Consider the following 15,570-nt stretch of genomic DNA (forward strand, 5'->3'; position numbering starts at 1 on the left):
CCGAACGAGGGTCTATCCTATCTTGGGACGGACCACGAACTGCAGAGATTCCATGACGGACCAGCAAGACGGGAACGGACCCGACGTATCGAGACGGAACTACCTCAAGGCCGGCGGTCTAACGCTGTCGTCGCTGTCGTTCGCGTCGCTCGGTAGTGCTGCCGAGACGCGGGCGGAGTCGTCGTCGCGGAACGACACTACCGAGCGACCCGGTCAGTCGCCCGACCGCGTCCTGATAAAGAACGGGACCATCGTTCCCGTGGACCCGGACGTCGGCGTTCGCCGGAACGCCGACCTGTTCGTCGAGGACGGACAGATACAAACGATAGCCCGACACGTCGAAGCGCCGACCGCCGAGGTCATCGACGCTAGCGATTCCATCGTCCTCCCCGGTTTCGTGAACGCACACCTCCACACGTGGGAAGCGGGGGTTCGCGGTATCGCGGGGAACTGGTCGTTCCTCGAGTATCTGGAGAAGATGCTCGGCGAAATTAGTGGCCAGTACCGGCCCCGAGACGCCTACCTCGGCAACCTCTTCGGTGCGGTCGAACAGCTAAATGCGGGTGCCACGACGGTTCTGGACTGGTTCCACATAGCGAACTCTCCGGGCCACACTAACCGAGCGATAGACGGTCTGGAGGACGCCGGTATCCGTGCGGTGTTCACGCACGGGCCGCCTGGTGACAACAGTGCGAAGTGGTGGGACGACAGTACGGAACCCCACCCGGCCGACGTTCGACGACTGAACCGCGAGCGGTTCCCCGCGAACGACGGACTCCTCACGCTCGCGATGGGTATCCGCGGTCCGGACTACTCGACCGACGACGTGGTTACCCACGACATCGAACTCGCGCGCGAACTCGGGATTCCCGCGTCGATGCACATCGGTTCTCTCGGTCCCGGAGGGGTATCGACTCTCGACGAACTCGGACTTCTCGGCGACGACCTCAACTACATCCACGCGAACCGACTCACCGAGGAGGAGTTCGAACTCATCGGTGACTCCGGCGGCTCGGTATCGACTACTCCCGAGGTCGAGATGCAGATGGGGATGGGGATGCCGGCACTCCGGAAGACGCTGGACGCGGGGGCGATTCCGTCCGTCGGCGTAGACATCGTCTCGAACGTCAGCGGCGACATGTTCACTCAGACTCGGATGGCGCTGCAAGTCCAGCGAGCGCTCGACAACCAACCGACCGTCGAGCGGAACGAGCAGATAGAGACCGTCTCGCTGACCGCGCGACGCGCGCTCGAACTCGCGACCATCGACGGCGCTCGTGCGCTCGGACTAGCCGACGATATCGGGTCGCTGACGCCGGGCAAGCGCGCGGACATCACGCTCATCGAGACCGACGACATCAGCACGTCACCGGTCCACGACCCCGTCGAAACTGTCGTCTTCCAAGCGGGTCTCGCGAACGTCGATACGGTGCTCGTCGACGGCACCATCGTCAAGCGGAACGGACTGTTGTACAACGAGACTGCGCGGAAACATCAGGACCGACTGGTGCGGTCAGGTCGTCGGATTCTCCGAGAGGCCGACCTGCTGTAAGTCCTCTAGACGGACGGAGAGGCGAGTAGTTCGTCTGCTCGCAGTGAAGTTCACTTTAAAAATGCGCCGACCGGGAGTTGAACCCGGGCTATGAGCTTGGGAAGCTCATGTCCTACCACTAGACCACCGGCGCGCTCGTCGTTACCCTCCTCGCGCGCAGAGGCTCGCAAATCATCCGGATTTGCTCACCACCGGCGCGCACTGCGTTCGCGCCGAGCATCGACGGACGTCGCCCGTCTCACCACCGGCGCTCGGTTGCGTCTCTCGTTTCTCTCGCACGCCACTTCAACGTAGCGTTTCAGCCCAACCCTTCGACGGGCGTAGACTTGCCCATTCGTCCAGAAATCTCTGCCTTCCGGGAGTATTTAGACACCGCCTCGCTTACACACGCCCATGATAGACCTGCGATTCTCGGAATCGGAACTCGAAGCACGCCGAGAGCACATCGTCGAGTTCGTCCGCGACACCGCCGCGGACGCGGGCACCGAGCAGGCGGTCCTCGGACTCTCCGGTGGTATCGACAGCACGCTCACGGCCCACCTCGCGGTCGAAGCCCTCGGCGAGGAGAACCTCCACGGACTGGTCATGCCCGGCGCGGTCAGCGACGAGGAGAACATGAGCGACGCCGAGTGGGTCGCCCAAGAGTTGGGCATCCCCTACGACGTATTCGAGATAAATCCCATCGTAGACGTCTTCCTCGACACCTACCCCGAGGCCGAGGGCGACCAACTCGCGGTCGGTAACGCCCGCGCCCGGACTCGGGCGGTCCTGAACTACCTCGTCGCCAACCACGAGGATGCGCTCGTCCTCGGCACCGGCAACCGGAGCGAGGCGCTGGTCGGCTACTTCACGAAGTACGGCGACGGTGCGGTCGATTGCCATCCAATCGGCAACCTCTACAAGCAGCAGGTCCGCCAGTTGGCCGCCCACGTCGGCGTGCCGGACGAACTGGTCGAGAAGCCGCCGACCGCCGAACTCTGGGCCGACCAGACCGACGAGGAGGAGATGGGAATCGACTACGACAGCCTCGACGCCGTCCTCGCGCTCCACATCGACGGTCCGCTGTCGGTCACGGCGACCGCACGCGAGGTCGAGGAACTGACCGAAGAAGCGGTCCGACGCGTCCGCGAGATGTACGAGCGGAGCCAGCACAAGCGCCGAGTCCCGCCGTCACCGGAACCGCTGGAGTAGGGTCATACTGTCGGCTGTACGTACGGATACTCAGCCAGAGTGTCTGTTCCACTGGCTCTAAACACAGTCTTCTGCAACCCCCGTTCGAAGAATTACAGCCGACAGTATCAGCTAACGGACGCGTTCGCGACGATTCGCACGTGGTCGCCCTTCTGGAGGACGTACTCGGAGGGAGTCACCGGCTCGCCGTTCACCCGCACCTCGACCGTCTCGTTCGGGTCGTCGCCGTACGTCGTCCCGTCGTAGGTGACGGTCTCGTTGGTAACTTCGATGCCCAGCGTCTGCATCGCGTAGGCGAGCGTCACGTCCTCGGCGTGGACGTGCCACCGTTGTCCGTCGCCGTTCTCGAAGTGGAAGGCGTCGGCCTGCAACTGGAACCGCTGTCGACTGAAGTCCAGTCGCTCGCCGCCGATGCTGACGTTGATGGTCCCGTGGTAGTGGACCGACCCTATCGCGGACGGACCGTTCGTTCCCGCCCCGCCCGTCTCCGCTCCGCTCGACCCCGGCGCACCGCCGGAGAAGAACAGCAGATACGCCAGCAGACCGCCGAGTAGTATCACACCGATTCCGGTCCCGTACATCACTGCGTTGGACCCGCCGTCCTCGGCGTCCAACTCCGCGACGCGACGCCGTTCTATCCGACCGAGTTCGTCCCCGTGTTCGTCCCGAAGGTGTCGCAGGTACGCCGCTTCGTCGTCGAACGACGCTCCGCAGTGTTCACAGTCCTCCATACGGACACTCCCCCGTCTTCATCGGAATCGAGTACGCCCCGGAGCCTTTCAGTCTTTGCGCCGACCGCGTCCCGTTCGCGCTCACCGACCGGCGCTCACAGCACGGAGACGAGGACCGAGTCCGAATTGAACTCAGAATCTGTCGCGAGTCCGAACGCCGTCTCCGAGGGGCGCTGTCGGTCGAACACCCACTTCGGGCAGATTTCCACCGTTCCGTCCGGGGGTTTATCAATAGTCGCGCCGTAGCGCAATCTGAATGGGTTCGACCGACCCGCCCGCCGACGGTCCATCGCTGGAGCGTTTGAGTGCCGTGTTCCGGGTGTACGACGCCCGCCGCGACGGCGACCGGTTAGTGTACTACGGCGAACCGCTAGTCGCCCGCGAGCAACTGCTCGACGCGGTCTGGCCGCTGTTCCGCGAACACGGCTACGAGGTAACGTTGACCACCGAGACCGGCGAGTACGTTCTCGTGGCCGAACCGGCCGACAACAGCATCGACGGGATCCGTGGACGAACATCGGCCTGTTCGTCCTGACCGTCCTCTCGACGCTCTACGCCGGGAGTCGGTGGTACCACATCAGACCCTTCGAGAACCCGGCGAGGATAGTGGAGGCGTGGCCGTTCACCGCCGCGGTCCTCGGCGTGTTGCTCACGCACGAACTGGGTCACTACGTGATGACCCGGTACCACGGCGTGAACGCCACGCTGCCGTACTTCATCCCGATGCCCTCGCTCATCGGGACGATGGGAGCGGTCATCCGGATGAAGGGACAGATGCCCGACCGCGAGGCGCTGTTCGACATCGGCGTCGCGGGACCGCTCGCTGGTCTCGTTGCGACCATCATCGTGACTGCAATCGGAGTTAGTTTACCCGCCGAACCGGTGCCCCTGCAGTACGTCAACAGCGCCAACACCATCGAGGTCCAGTTCGGCTATCCGCCGCTATTGAAGTTCATCGCGTGGGCGCTGGGCGAGCAACTCACCTACGACGACCCCACGAAGATGGTCAGTCCGGTCGTCATCGGCGGGTGGGTCGGGATGTTCGTCACGTTCCTGAACCTCATCCCGGTCGGCATGCTCGACGGCGGTCACATCGTCCGGGCGATTCTGGGCGAGGAACAGGAGCGCATCGCCGCGCTGGTCCCGGTCGCGCTGTTCGGACTCGCCGCCTACGTCTTCTACGTCGAACACGTGAGCAACGCTTCGGTCCTGTGGGTGTTCTGGGGCCTGCTGGCGACGTACGTCGCCTACGTCGGCCCGGCCCACCCCATCGACGACGAGGGGTTGGACTCGACGCGGAAGGTCATCGGGGTTCTGACGTTCGTGCTGGGAATCCTGTGCTTCACACCGGTTCCCATCGAGATAATCACGTGACGGCGGTCGCGGTACGACGCCGACGCGGTACGGCGGCGGTCTCCTCCGACGGAGACGCCACTTTCGAGACGAACGCGGTATTCAGACGTAGCGTCCTCTATCCTCCGCCGTGCGTGTACCCTCTGTCTGGCAACGTCTCGCCGTCCATCTCGACGCCGGACGCCGTGACTTCGCCGACGACCGAAACCGGGGTCGGTGAGGCTTCTCGAACCACCGGGAGGTCGCGCTCGGGGACGGTAAAGACGAGTTCGAAGTCCTCGCCGAAGAACACCGAGCGCTCTCGGACCTCCGCCTCGCTCTCGGCCACCTCGCGGACCGCCTCGTCAACTGGGAGCGCGCCCCACCTGACCGAGAACCCGCAGTCGCTGGCCTCCGCGAGTTGGTGGAGCGACCGCGCGAGACCGTCGCTGGAATCCATCATCGCGGTGGCGTGTGACGCGATTGTCCGGCCCGCCTCGACTCTCGGTTCGAACCGGAACAGGTCGTTCGCGCGCTCGACGGCGTCGCGTCCCGCGTCACCGCCTTCGGCCGCGCCGCGCTCGAATAGTTCGAGCGCCGCGCCCGTCCGCCCGAGGGTCCCCGTGACGCAGACGCGCTCGCCCGGATTCGCGCCCGAGCGCAACACGGGGTCGTCGGTCCGTCCGAGCGCGGTAGTCGCCGCCGTGAACTCCCGGCTCTCGTCCAAATCGCCGCCGACGTACTCCGCGCCGACCGCCTCGCACACCTCGCTCGCGCCCGCGACGAAGGCCCCGAGGTCGGCGTCGTCGAACTCGGGCGCGGCGTACACCGCGACCGCGGCGGTTGCCTCGGCCCCCATCGCCGCCACGTCCGACAGCGACGCGCCGACCGACCGCCACCCCGCGGTGTATCTGGTCGTCCCCGCGGGGAAGTCGGTCGTCTCGTGGAGCATGTCGGTCGTCAACACCTGTCCGTCCACGACCGCCGCGTCGTCGCCCGCGTGCGAGAGTCGGTCGGTGAGAAACGACAGTGCGGCCCGCTCGTCCATGGTCGGTGGTTGTCCGTCCGAGGTGAAAGGTCTGCGGTCTTGGACGCGTGAAACCGTAACTCGGCACGGCGAACGTCGGCGGTTCGACTCGTTCGAGGAGCGGAGGGGTCCTGTCCGGCCGAACTCGCACAGAGCCGAGCGGTCGAATCCGCGTGATTCGATTCACTCTGGCCTTCTGTATCTCTTAAACTACGTCTCCGGTGGCTTCAAGCCCCGACCGGCCGTCTGTGGACGCGATGGACGTAGACCTCGGAGACGCGCGTTCGGTACTCGTCGGGTTCGGCGCTGGTGCTGTCGTCTTAGTGGCGCTCTACTCGCTGGTCGGACTGGAGGACGTGGCGTCGGCGCTCTCACGGGCCGACCCGTGGCTGGTCGCGTCGGTCTGCGTCGTGGCGGTCGGATGGCTGTTCGCGTGGGCCATGGCGCTCCGGACCGTCCTCTCGGTCATCGCGGTCGAGGTGTCGGTCTGGCGGGCGTTCCTGCTGTTCGCCGGGGCGACGTTCGCGAACAACGTTACCCCGTTCGGGCAGGCGGGCGGCGAACCCTTCAGCGCATTGCTGGTCTCACGGACGACCGGGACCGAGTACGAGAACGGACTGGCGGCGGTCGCAAGCGTGGATACGCTCAACTTCGTGCCGTCCATCACGTTCGCGCTCGTCGGCGTGGGCTACTACGGGACCCAGTTCACCGCGGGCGACAGGGTGGAACTCGCCGCGCTGGCGCTCGTCGCGCTGGCGCTCGGGGTCCCGATACTCGCGTCCCTCGGGTGGCGGAACCGATACCGCGTCTCCGAGTTCGTCGTTTCGGCCGCGGTCCCGGTGGGACGGACGCTCGGCCGCGTCGTCCCCGGAGTCGCACCGCCGGACGAGACGGAGATTCGCGGCCAAATCGAGGGTTTCTTCGCCGCGCTGGAGCGCGTCGGGGGCGACCACCACAAGCTGGCGCTCGCGCTGTCGTTCTCGGCGCTCGGGTGGCTACTGCTGTCGGTGTCGCTGTGGCTCTCGTTGCTCGCGCTCGGTCACGCCGTCCCGTTCGCGGCCGCGCTGTTCATCGTCCCGCTCGGGAGCGTCGCGAGTATCACACCGTTGCCCGGCGGTCTCGGCGGCGTGGAATCCGCGCTAATTCTGCTCATCGTCCCCATCACCGGCGTCGATGCCGGGACCGCCGCGGCCGCCGCGGTCCTCCACCGCGGAGCGACGTACCTGCTACCGGTCTTGCTCGGCGGGAGCGCTACCGCCATGCTGGAGGCCGACAACGTCCACGAATCCGCGAGCGATTGACCGTCATCGTGCGGGTTTCTCTCATACTCAACCACGGTCCGTAACGATGCCTTTAAACGCCGCGGAACGGAATTCGTGGGTATGACGACGCTCTACGACGTTCCCGCGGACGACCTCATCGACGCGGTCGCCGCGAACCTGGAGGACCGAATCGACGAACCCGACTGGGCCAAGTACACCAAAACCGGCGAGAGCCGCGAACTCCCGCCCGAACAGGAGGACTTCTGGCACCGGCGCGCCGCCAGTCTGCTCCGGAAGGTCGCCACCGACGGTCCCGTCGGCGTCGAGCGACTCTCGACCGAGTACGGCGACAAGAAGGACGGCTCGAACCGCTATCAGGTCGCTCCGGAACACCGCACGGACGGAAGCAAGAAGATAATCCGGACGATGCTCCAGCAACTCGAAGACGAGGGTCTCGTGGACACGGAGGGCAGCGCAGGCCGTATCGTGACCGGTGAGGGCCGCAGTCTGCTCGACGACGTCGCGGGCGAGGTCATGGAAGACCTCGACCGGCCGGAACTCGAACGCTACGCGTAGACGAGACCGAGGTACTTTTCGCCGCACCGACCGTTCGGTCGCTGTTCGGTACTGCGGTAACTGACACTCCTCACCCAGCGTCGCCTCTCCGTAATCATTTTTGGCCGTGGGCGTTAACTACGACACAACACATGAGCGAACAGCCCGACGACGAGCGACTCGAAGAACTTCGCAAGCAGAAGATGGAGGAGATGCAGGAACAGGCCGACCAAGGTGAGGCTCAGGAACAGGCCCAACAGCAGGCCGACGCCCAGAAGCAGGCGATGCTCCGCAAGCACCTCACCGACGGCGCGCGCAAGCGGCTCAACTCCGTCCGGATGAGCAAGCCCGACTTCGCCGACCAAGTCGAGCGCCAGATTCTCGCGCTGGCCCAGAGCGGCCGCGTGAACGGTAAAATCGACGAGGACAAGATGAAGGAACTGCTCCGCGAACTCAAGCCCGACTCGAAGAGCTTCAACATCCGTCGTCGGTGAGGATGGACCTCGGGCTACTCTACAGCGGCGGGAAGGACTCGACGCTCGCCGCCCTCCTGCTCGACGATTTCTACGACGTGACGCTCGTCACCGCCACGTTCGGCGTCGCGGACGCGTGGGACCACGCCCGCCGAACCGCCGAGGAACTCGGCTTCGAGTTCGAGACGGTCGAACTGGACGGCGACGTGGCCGGAGAAGCCGTCGAACAGATGGTCGAGGACGGCTACCCGCGTAACGGCATCCAGCAGGTCCACCTCCACGCGCTGGAGACGGTCGCCGAGATGGAGTTCCACGCGGTGGCCGACGGGACGCGCCGCGACGACCGAGTGCCGTCCGTCTCGCGCGCGCAGGCCCAGAGCCTCGAAGACCGCCACGGCGTCGAGTACATCGTCCCGCTGGCGGGGTTCGGGAGGGGCGCGGTCGATGCGCTGGTCGAGGAGACGCTCGACGTGACCGTCGGTCCCAGCGAGGAGATTCCGAAGGCCGACTACGAGGACGAACTTCGCGCGCTATTGGCCCGGGAACACGGCGACGACGCCGTGGCCGAGGTGTTCCCAGACCACACTCAGACGTACGTGAACGGTCTCCTATGACCGACGACGACCTGTTGTATCCTATCCAGTAGTTAATTTCAACTTATAGTTTTTCTCTAATATCAGAAATACATTTATATAATTTCTGCATTGTAGGGGGTGTAGTATGAAAATGGTACGTACTGTCATGCTCGTAGCGGTTCTTCTCGTAGCGACTGTCGGAATCGGGGCTGGCGCTCCGATTACGGAGTCGGGTACCTCGGACTCGGTCGTGGCTTCGGCCGACGCTGGGACGCAGATGTGCACGCTGTCGGACAGCGGCGACGTGAGTACCCAGTGCGGTGGTGATAACGACTACGACGACGACGGTGACGGCGACTGCACGATGATTCTCGTCTGCGGCGAACCGCTCGGCTAGTGCCGAGTTCCCACCGCTGTTTTTGCTTCGGAACGGGACGCGGGTAGCGTTCTGGTGCCAGTGTCCCGGTCTGCCGACGAGAAGTAAAAGCTTCAAGCGCGCGCTCACCCAACGCATTCCCATGTACGACCGAATCAAGGGCTTCCGCGACTTCTATCCCGGCGAGATGGGCGCGCGCAGAAAGACGTTCGACACCGTCGAATCCACCGCGCGCCAGTACGGTTTCCGGGAGATTGGAACGCCCGCGCTGGAGCGCACGCAGATGTACGTGGACAAGAGCGGCGAGGAGATAGTCGAGGAACTGTACAGTTTCGAGGACCAAGGCGGCCGCGACGTGGCGCTGACCCCCGAACTCACGCCGACGGTCGCCCGGATGGTCGTGGCGAAACAACAGGAACTCTCCAAGCCCATCAAGTGGTTCTCGACCCGTCCGTTCTGGCGCTATGAGGAACCCCAGAGCGGCCGCAAGCGGGAGTTCTACCAGACCAACGTGGACATCTTCGGCTCGTCCGCTCCCGAGTCTGACGCCGAACTCCTCGCGTGCGCGGCGGACGCGCTCACGGGGCTGGGCCTGACTAGCGAGGACTTCGAGTTCCGGGTCAGCCACCGCGACATCCTCGGCGGTCTGTTGGAGGCCTTCGACGCGGACGTGGACACCGAGGCCGCGATTCGCGCCGTGGACAAGAACGAGAAGGTCGGCGAAGACGAGTTCTACGGCCTACTGAACGACGCCGGACTCTCCTACGACCAAGCCCGGGAGTTCGACGACCTACTCGACACACCCGAAGACGAACTCGACGACCTCGTGGCGTTCGCCGAAACGGAGCGGGTCGAGAGCGCGGTCGAGAACCTGACCGAGGTGCTGGACGCCGCCGCGGACTTCGGTGCCCGGGACTACTGTACGCTCTCGCTGGACACCGCGCGAGGACTGGACTACTACACCGGCGTCGTCTTCGAGTGCTTCGACTCGACCGGCGACGTGAACCGCTCTATCTTCGGTGGCGGGCGCTACGACGACCTCATCGAAGGGTTCGGCGGCCAGCCGACCCCCGCGGTCGGGTTCGCGGTCGGCGACGCGACGCTGACGCTCCTGCTCCAGCGCGCCGGCGTCTGGCCGGACGAGGAACTCGCGACCGACTACTACGTCCTACAGGTTGGTGACACCCGCGGCGTGGCCGCCGAGGTCTCGCGCGAGCTTCGGGCCGCGGGCCACGTCGTAGAGACCGACGTGTCGGGTCGAAGCTTCGGTGCGCAACTCGACTACGCGGACTCCATCGGCGCGGAGACGGTAGTCATCGTCGGCGAACAGGACCTCGCCGACGGGAACGTGACCGTCAAGGACATGGACTCGGGCGAGCAGACGCAGGTCCCCGTGGACGACTTCCCGCCCGAAGACGTTCCGCGGCCGACCTACGAGGACTTCGAGTAGTTTTGCTTGTCCAAGGTTTTTGGGAGCCACCGTCATAGCTCCGCACATGGCCAACAGTGCCGTCACGCTCGAGAAGAAGCGACTGATTGCCGTGCTGTCGGTGCTGACGTTCGGTCTCACGGCGTTGTTCGCCGTCGTGGGGTTGGAGTTCCTCGTCCCGACTATCTTCGTCCTCGGGTTCTTCATCGTCGTGCCGTTAGTCGCCCTGCTGGGCGACTCCCTCCCGATGGTCGAAACCGACGCAGAGGGCGTCGAAGTCGAACGGGAGACGACCCCTGACGACCCGGTAGAGCAGCTGCGAGCGCGCTACGCGCGCGGCGAACTGACCGACGCGGAGTTCGAGCGGCGTCTCGAACGACTGCTAGAGACCGAGGACGCCGAGGCGACGGGGTCGAGAGAGCGCGTGTTCGACCGGGAGTGAGCAGTTTCGAGAGTGACGGCTGGCGGAGTGGCGAACAGACGACACCGACGACCCGCGGAGAGACGTGTCGTACTATCGCGGACCGCTCCGCGGCGACTCTCAGGTCACGCGACGAATTGGTCTCGTTCTGATATTTAAACGCTCGCGAGGACGGCGGCAGAGGTCCGAAGTCACCGCCGTCGCTCCTGTCGGTTTAAATACCTCGGCGACCGACTACGTGGTGATGCGAGCGTTCCGAGTGGCGTACGACGGCCGTCCGTTCCACGGGTTCCAGCGCCAGCCGGACGTGCCGACGGTCGAGGATGCGATTTTCGACGCCGCGAACGCCCTCGACGTCGCGGAGGGTAAACCTGCGGGGTACGCGGCGGCCGGACGCACCGACGCCGGGGTGTCGGCTGTGTCCCAGACCGTCGCCTTCGAGTGCCCTGACTGGCTGACACCGGCCGCGCTGAACAGCGAACTCCCCGGAAGCGTCCGGGCGTGGGCGAGCGCCGACGCGTCCGCCGACTTCCACGCGACTCACGACGCCGCGTTCCGCGAGTACGTGTATCACTGCTACGCGCCCGACGCAGACCTCTCACTGGCAGAGCGCGCTCTCTCGCGGCTCTCGGGCGAGAACGACTTCCACAACCTCACGCCCGACGACGAGAACACGGTACGGGAGCTAAGGGGTGACGTGCGGCGGGACGTCGAGTATCTGGTCTTCACCTGCGCGCCGGCGGGTTCGTCCGCGAGATGGTCCGCCGCGTGGTCTCGCTGGTCCGGGCGGTGGCGACCGGGGACGCGGCGTTGGCGAAAGTCGAACGCGTGTTGGGGCCGGAGCGAATCGACGGCCCGGCGGGCGTCGCGCCCGCCCCGGCGTACCCCCTCGTGTTGGCCGACGTGGGGTATCCGTCGCTGGAGTTCTCCGTGGACGAGACGGCCGCCGCGAGCGCCTGCGAGGTGTTCGAGTCGCTGCGCGAAGAGCGAGCGACCGGGGCGCGAGTTGCGAGCGAGATTACGCGACGACTGTAGCCGACACGAGACGCGGTGTGAACTGTCTGTCCGGCGGCGTGGCGAACTCGTTCGACGCCAGACCTATTGACGTGCGCGTCGAACCGACGCCGATGGTCGAGTGCGAGATGGACTTGGAGTGCGACCGACTCGCCACGCGCAGACTCCGCATCGAGTACCCATGCGGGGAGACCTGCGAGGAGTACTACTGCGACGACCATACCAGAACCGCGACGGAGGACCTCGACCTGAACGAGGTCGAAATTGTCGAGACCGAATCGCTGCTGTGAGGTCCCCTACTGCCACCCCTCCGGCCAGATTCCGGCGGCCTTCATCCCCTCCTCGTAGTCGCCCGACCGCAGATTCCCCGCGACCGACTCCGCGCTCGGTCGCGGCACCTCGTCGGTCGCCGCGAGTTCCCGGACAAGCAGGGCGGTCAGCACCGCGTGTTCCCGCAGATTCCGGTCGTCCACCTTGTCGCGGGTGTCGGCGTGGGTGTGGCCCCACCCTCGCCCGCGCTCGCGCGCCGCGGCGGTTTCGGCTGCCCGTTCGCTGTGGAGTTGGAGCGCGGGCACGCCGCGTTTGAGGAACGGCCAGTGGTCGCTGAAGGGATGGACCTGTTCGCGCACCGCGATGGGTTGATTCGCCGCCTCCGACACCGACTCTACCACCGCTTCCATCGTCTCGGAGCCGTGAGTGTGCGCGCGGAGGTTTCGGAACCGGCCCGCGCCGTCCACGTTCACGACCGCCCGGACCGAATCGAGGTCGAGTCGCTCGGCGAGGGCGTCCGCACCGAGCAGGCCGACCTCCTCGCAACCGACACCGGCGACTCTGACCCGCAGGTCGAGGTCCATCTCGGCGAGCAGATGTGCCGCCGCGACGACCACGGTGATGCCGCAACCGTTGTCTAGCGCGCCTTCCGCGATGTCGTGGGCGTCGTGGTGGCCGACGACGAGAATTTCGTCGTCCGTGTCGGGACCCAACTGTCCGTGGGCGTTGTGGCTGGTTCCGGGGTTCGTCTGGGCGTCCACTCGGAGCGCGGCGCGAGCGCCCCGCTCGGCGTAGTCGGTCAGCCAGTCGCCGGTCTCCAAGCTCACGCCGACGCCGGGAATCGTGGCCTCCCTGTCGAACCGGAGCGACCCGGTCGGCGGCAGTTGGCCGGGCTTGTGATTCCGGAAGACGAACGCCGCTGCCCCCGCCGCCGCGGCGTGACCGAACTTCTCCATCCGGTGGATGAAACGCGACCCCTTCGGCGTGGTCGTGGACGCGACGACGACGTTGCCCTCCACGTCCACCTCGTCGAGTTCCGCGGGCGTGCCGTGGCCCGCGTCCACGAGTTCACCCCGGACCTCTCCCGGCGGCGAGTAGGGAAGGGCAATCGTCTCGAACGACCGCTCGACCGGGTCCGTCACCGCGAGTTCGGCCTCGCCGCGAGACCACCGGTTCATCTCGAACGACTCGACGGCGACGTCGCGCGCACCCGCCCGCTCGAACCCCTCGGCGACGAGTTCGGCCGCCCTGCGCTCGCCGGGCGAACCGGCCATCCGGTCGCCGATTTCGGTCAATCTCGTGACGAACCCCCACGGATAGTCGTCGGTCCACGCCTCGCCTACCGCGGCCGCGGTTTCGACGTCCATGGCCGACGTTGCATCGCGGACCGCCAAAAGTCCACGCCCCGGAGCGAACGCGCGCGTCGGCGTCGTCGCCGTCTTCCGGAAGCCCGCTTCCGAATGACAAAGGCTTACAGTCGGTCTTTCCTAACCAGATGATATGAGTTCAGTTCCCGAACGGTCGGAGATAGACACCGAGTACAAGTGGGACTTGGAGAGCATCTACGCGACCGACGAGGAGTGGGAGCGGGCCTACGAGGAAGTCGAGGAACGCCTCGACGAACTCTCGGCTTACGAGGGACGCGCCACCGAGGACGGTGAGACGCTGCTGGAGGTCCTCGAACTCCGCGACGATATTCTGCGGCAGGCCAACACGGTCGTCGTCTACGCCCGGATGCGGAAGGACGAGAACACCGCCGACCAGCACTATCAGGCGCTGTCGTCCCGCGCGATGTCGCTGGCCTCGCAGGCCGACAGCGCGAGTAGCTTCGTCGAACCCGAGATTCAGGACCTCGACGAGGACGAACTCGACCGGATGATAGCGGAGACCGACGGACTCGAAACCTACGGCCACTATCTCCGCGACGTTCTCCGCGTCGCCGACCACACTCGCTCGGCCGAAGTGGAGAACGTGCTGGCCGAACTCGGCGAAGTCACCGGCGCGTCGGGCGACATCTACAACATGCTGATGAACTCCGACATGGAGTTCCCCACCGTCGAGAAGCCCGACGGCGACGCGGTCGAAATCACCCAGAGCAACTTCACGAAGCTCCTGAAGAATCAGGACCGGGAGTTCCGCCGGACCGTCTACGAGGGCTTCTTCGACGAACTCGGCGAGTTCCACAACACCATCGGCACGGCGTACAAGCAGTCCGTGAAGGCCGACGTCCGCCTCGCGCAGATTCACGACTACGACACCGCGCGCGAGGCCGCGCTCGACGGACCCAACGTCCCGGTCGAGGTGTACGACAACCTCGTGGACACGGTCCGGGACAACCTCGACAAACTCCACCGCCACGCCGAACTCAAGCGCGAGAGTCTGGGCGTGGACGAACTCAGGATGTGGGACCTCTACATGCCCATGACCGAGACCGAGACGCCTGACCTGGAGTACGAGCAGGCCCGCGAGTACGTCGTGGAGGCGCTCGGTGCGCTCGGCGAGGACTACCAGAACCGGGTCGCCGAGGGGTTCGACTCGCGGTGGGTGGACGTGTACGAGACCGAGAACAAGCGGTCTGGCGCGTACAGTAGCGGGACCTACGACACCCAGCCGTTCATCCTGATGAACTGGCAGGACGACATCTCCTCGATGTTCACCCTGGCCCACGAACTCGGCCACTCGCTCCACAGCCAACTCTCCAGCGAGACCCAACCGTACGTCTACAGCGACTACGAGATATTCGTGGCCGAAGTCGCCAGCACGGTCAACGAGAGCCTGCTGACCCGCCACCTGCTCGACACCGTCGAGGACCCCGAGTTCCGCCGACACGTCCTCAACGAGTATCTGGAGCGGTTCCGCTCGACGCTCTTCCGCCAAACGCTGTTCGCGGACTTCGAGCATCAGGCCCACCGTCTGGTCGAGGAGGGCGAGGCCCTCACCCCGGAGGCGGCCGACGAAATCTACGGCGACCTCAAGGCGGAGTTCTACGAACCGGCGGTCGTGGACGACCGCATCGCCCGCGAGTGGTCGCGCATCCCGCACTTCTTCAACTACAGCTACTACGTCTACCAGTACAGCACCGGCATCAGCGCGGCCGTCGCGCTCGCCGACGAGATTCTCGAATCTGACGGCGACGCCGCCGCCGACTACCTCGAGTTCCTCCGGAGCGGTTCGCGGGGCTACCCGCTCGACCTCCTCGAAACCGCGGGCGTGGACATGTCGTCGCCCGACCCCATCAAGCGCGCGCTGGGCGTGTACGACGACCATCTCGACGAGATGGAATCGCTGCTCTGAGTCGGCCGTCCGGATACGTACTCGTTTTCATTTTTTGAAAACGCGCATTCTGGTTTATGTAACGAACG

At 65.5% G+C, this 15,570-nt stretch carries 14 protein-coding genes, 1 tRNA gene and 2 pseudogenes; 13 read left to right on the forward strand and 4 right to left on the reverse strand.

All coding sequences use genetic code 11. The features are described 5' to 3' along the window. Nucleotides 1–52: 52 nt before the first annotated feature. A complete protein-coding gene (locus FXF75_RS02005; protein WP_163519885.1) occupies nt 53–1,552 on the forward strand; it encodes an amidohydrolase family protein in 1,500 nt (499 codons plus the stop codon). A 62-nt stretch (nt 1,553–1,614) separates the two neighbouring features. Here FXF75_RS02005 and FXF75_RS02010 read toward each other — a convergent pair. Beyond that, nucleotides 1,615–1,685: transfer RNA gene (locus FXF75_RS02010), tRNA-Gly, on the reverse strand. 260 nt (nt 1,686–1,945) lie between these two features. On the opposite strand from FXF75_RS02010, the gene FXF75_RS02015 reads away from it, so the two are divergent. Continuing rightward, nucleotides 1,946–2,743, forward strand: a complete 798-nt coding sequence (locus FXF75_RS02015) for an NAD+ synthase (RefSeq protein WP_163519886.1) — start codon at nt 1,946–1,948, stop codon at nt 2,741–2,743. 107 nt (nt 2,744–2,850) lie between these two features. Here the strand turns inward: FXF75_RS02015 and FXF75_RS02020 are convergent, their stop codons facing one another. Continuing rightward, nucleotides 2,851–3,474 (reverse strand): hypothetical protein, encoded by a 624-nt coding sequence (locus tag FXF75_RS02020; protein WP_163519887.1) that lies wholly within the window; start codon nt 3,472–3,474, stop codon nt 2,851–2,853. A 256-nt stretch (nt 3,475–3,730) separates the two neighbouring features. Here FXF75_RS02020 and FXF75_RS02025 point away from each other — a divergent pair. Continuing rightward, nucleotides 3,731–4,848, forward strand: a pseudogene (locus tag FXF75_RS02025) (site-2 protease family protein). Between the two features lie 97 nt (nt 4,849–4,945). Here the strand turns inward: FXF75_RS02025 and thiL are convergent. After that, nucleotides 4,946–5,854 carry a thiamine-phosphate kinase gene (thiL, locus tag FXF75_RS02030; RefSeq protein ID WP_163519888.1) on the reverse strand — a complete coding sequence of 303 codons (909 nt, stop codon included), beginning with the start codon at nt 5,852–5,854 and terminating at the stop codon, nt 4,946–4,948. Between the two features lie 236 nt (nt 5,855–6,090). On the opposite strand from thiL, the gene FXF75_RS02035 reads away from it, so the two are divergent. The 9 genes and pseudogenes from FXF75_RS02035 to FXF75_RS02075 all read left to right on the forward strand — a co-directional run bounded on the left by FXF75_RS02035 (nt 6,091) and on the right by FXF75_RS02075 (nt 12,228). After that, nucleotides 6,091–7,134 carry a lysylphosphatidylglycerol synthase transmembrane domain-containing protein gene (locus FXF75_RS02035; protein WP_163519889.1) on the forward strand — a complete coding sequence of 348 codons (1,044 nt, stop codon included), beginning with the start codon at nt 6,091–6,093 and terminating at the stop codon, nt 7,132–7,134. Between the two features lie 81 nt (nt 7,135–7,215). Then, nucleotides 7,216–7,671, forward strand: a complete 456-nt coding sequence (locus tag FXF75_RS02040; RefSeq protein WP_163519890.1) for a 30S ribosomal protein S19e — start codon at nt 7,216–7,218, stop codon at nt 7,669–7,671. A 131-nt stretch (nt 7,672–7,802) separates the two neighbouring features. After that, on the forward strand, nt 7,803–8,144 hold the full coding sequence (locus FXF75_RS02045) for a DNA-binding protein (RefSeq protein WP_163519891.1): 342 nt from the start codon (nt 7,803–7,805) through the stop codon (nt 8,142–8,144). Nucleotides 8,145–8,146: 2 nt separating this feature from the next. Next, a complete protein-coding gene (locus FXF75_RS02050) occupies nt 8,147–8,737 on the forward strand; it encodes an alpha hydrolase (protein WP_163519892.1) in 591 nt (196 codons plus the stop codon). Nucleotides 8,738–8,843: 106 nt separating this feature from the next. Beyond that, a complete protein-coding gene (locus FXF75_RS02055) occupies nt 8,844–9,095 on the forward strand; it encodes a hypothetical protein (protein ID WP_163519893.1) in 252 nt (83 codons plus the stop codon). 121 nt (nt 9,096–9,216) lie between these two features. After that, a complete protein-coding gene (hisS, locus tag FXF75_RS02060) occupies nt 9,217–10,524 on the forward strand; it encodes a histidine--tRNA ligase (protein WP_163519894.1) in 1,308 nt (435 codons plus the stop codon). A gap of 46 nt (nt 10,525–10,570) precedes the next feature. Next, complete coding sequence (locus tag FXF75_RS02065; RefSeq protein ID WP_163519895.1) at nt 10,571–10,945, forward strand: SHOCT domain-containing protein; 375 nt, start codon at nt 10,571–10,573, stop codon at nt 10,943–10,945. A gap of 223 nt (nt 10,946–11,168) precedes the next feature. Beyond that, nucleotides 11,169–11,959, forward strand: a pseudogene (truA, locus tag FXF75_RS02070) (tRNA pseudouridine(38-40) synthase TruA). A 17-nt stretch (nt 11,960–11,976) separates the two neighbouring features. Beyond that, nucleotides 11,977–12,228, forward strand: coding sequence for a hypothetical protein (locus FXF75_RS02075; RefSeq protein ID WP_163519896.1), 252 nt, complete (start codon nt 11,977–11,979; stop codon nt 12,226–12,228). Nucleotides 12,229–12,234: 6 nt separating this feature from the next. On the opposite strand, the gene FXF75_RS02080 is transcribed toward FXF75_RS02075, so the two are convergent. Next, nucleotides 12,235–13,575 (reverse strand): M28 family metallopeptidase, encoded by a 1,341-nt coding sequence (locus tag FXF75_RS02080; RefSeq protein WP_163519897.1) that lies wholly within the window; start codon nt 13,573–13,575, stop codon nt 12,235–12,237. A 133-nt stretch (nt 13,576–13,708) separates the two neighbouring features. Between FXF75_RS02080 and pepF the strand changes: the two genes are divergently transcribed. Further along, nucleotides 13,709–15,502 (forward strand): oligoendopeptidase F, encoded by a 1,794-nt coding sequence (gene pepF / locus FXF75_RS02085; RefSeq protein WP_163519898.1) that lies wholly within the window; start codon nt 13,709–13,711, stop codon nt 15,500–15,502. Nucleotides 15,503–15,570 lie beyond the last annotated feature (68 nt).

Source organism: Halorussus sp. MSC15.2, assembly GCF_010747475.1.
GTDB lineage: Archaea > Halobacteriota > Halobacteria > Halobacteriales > Haladaptataceae > Halorussus.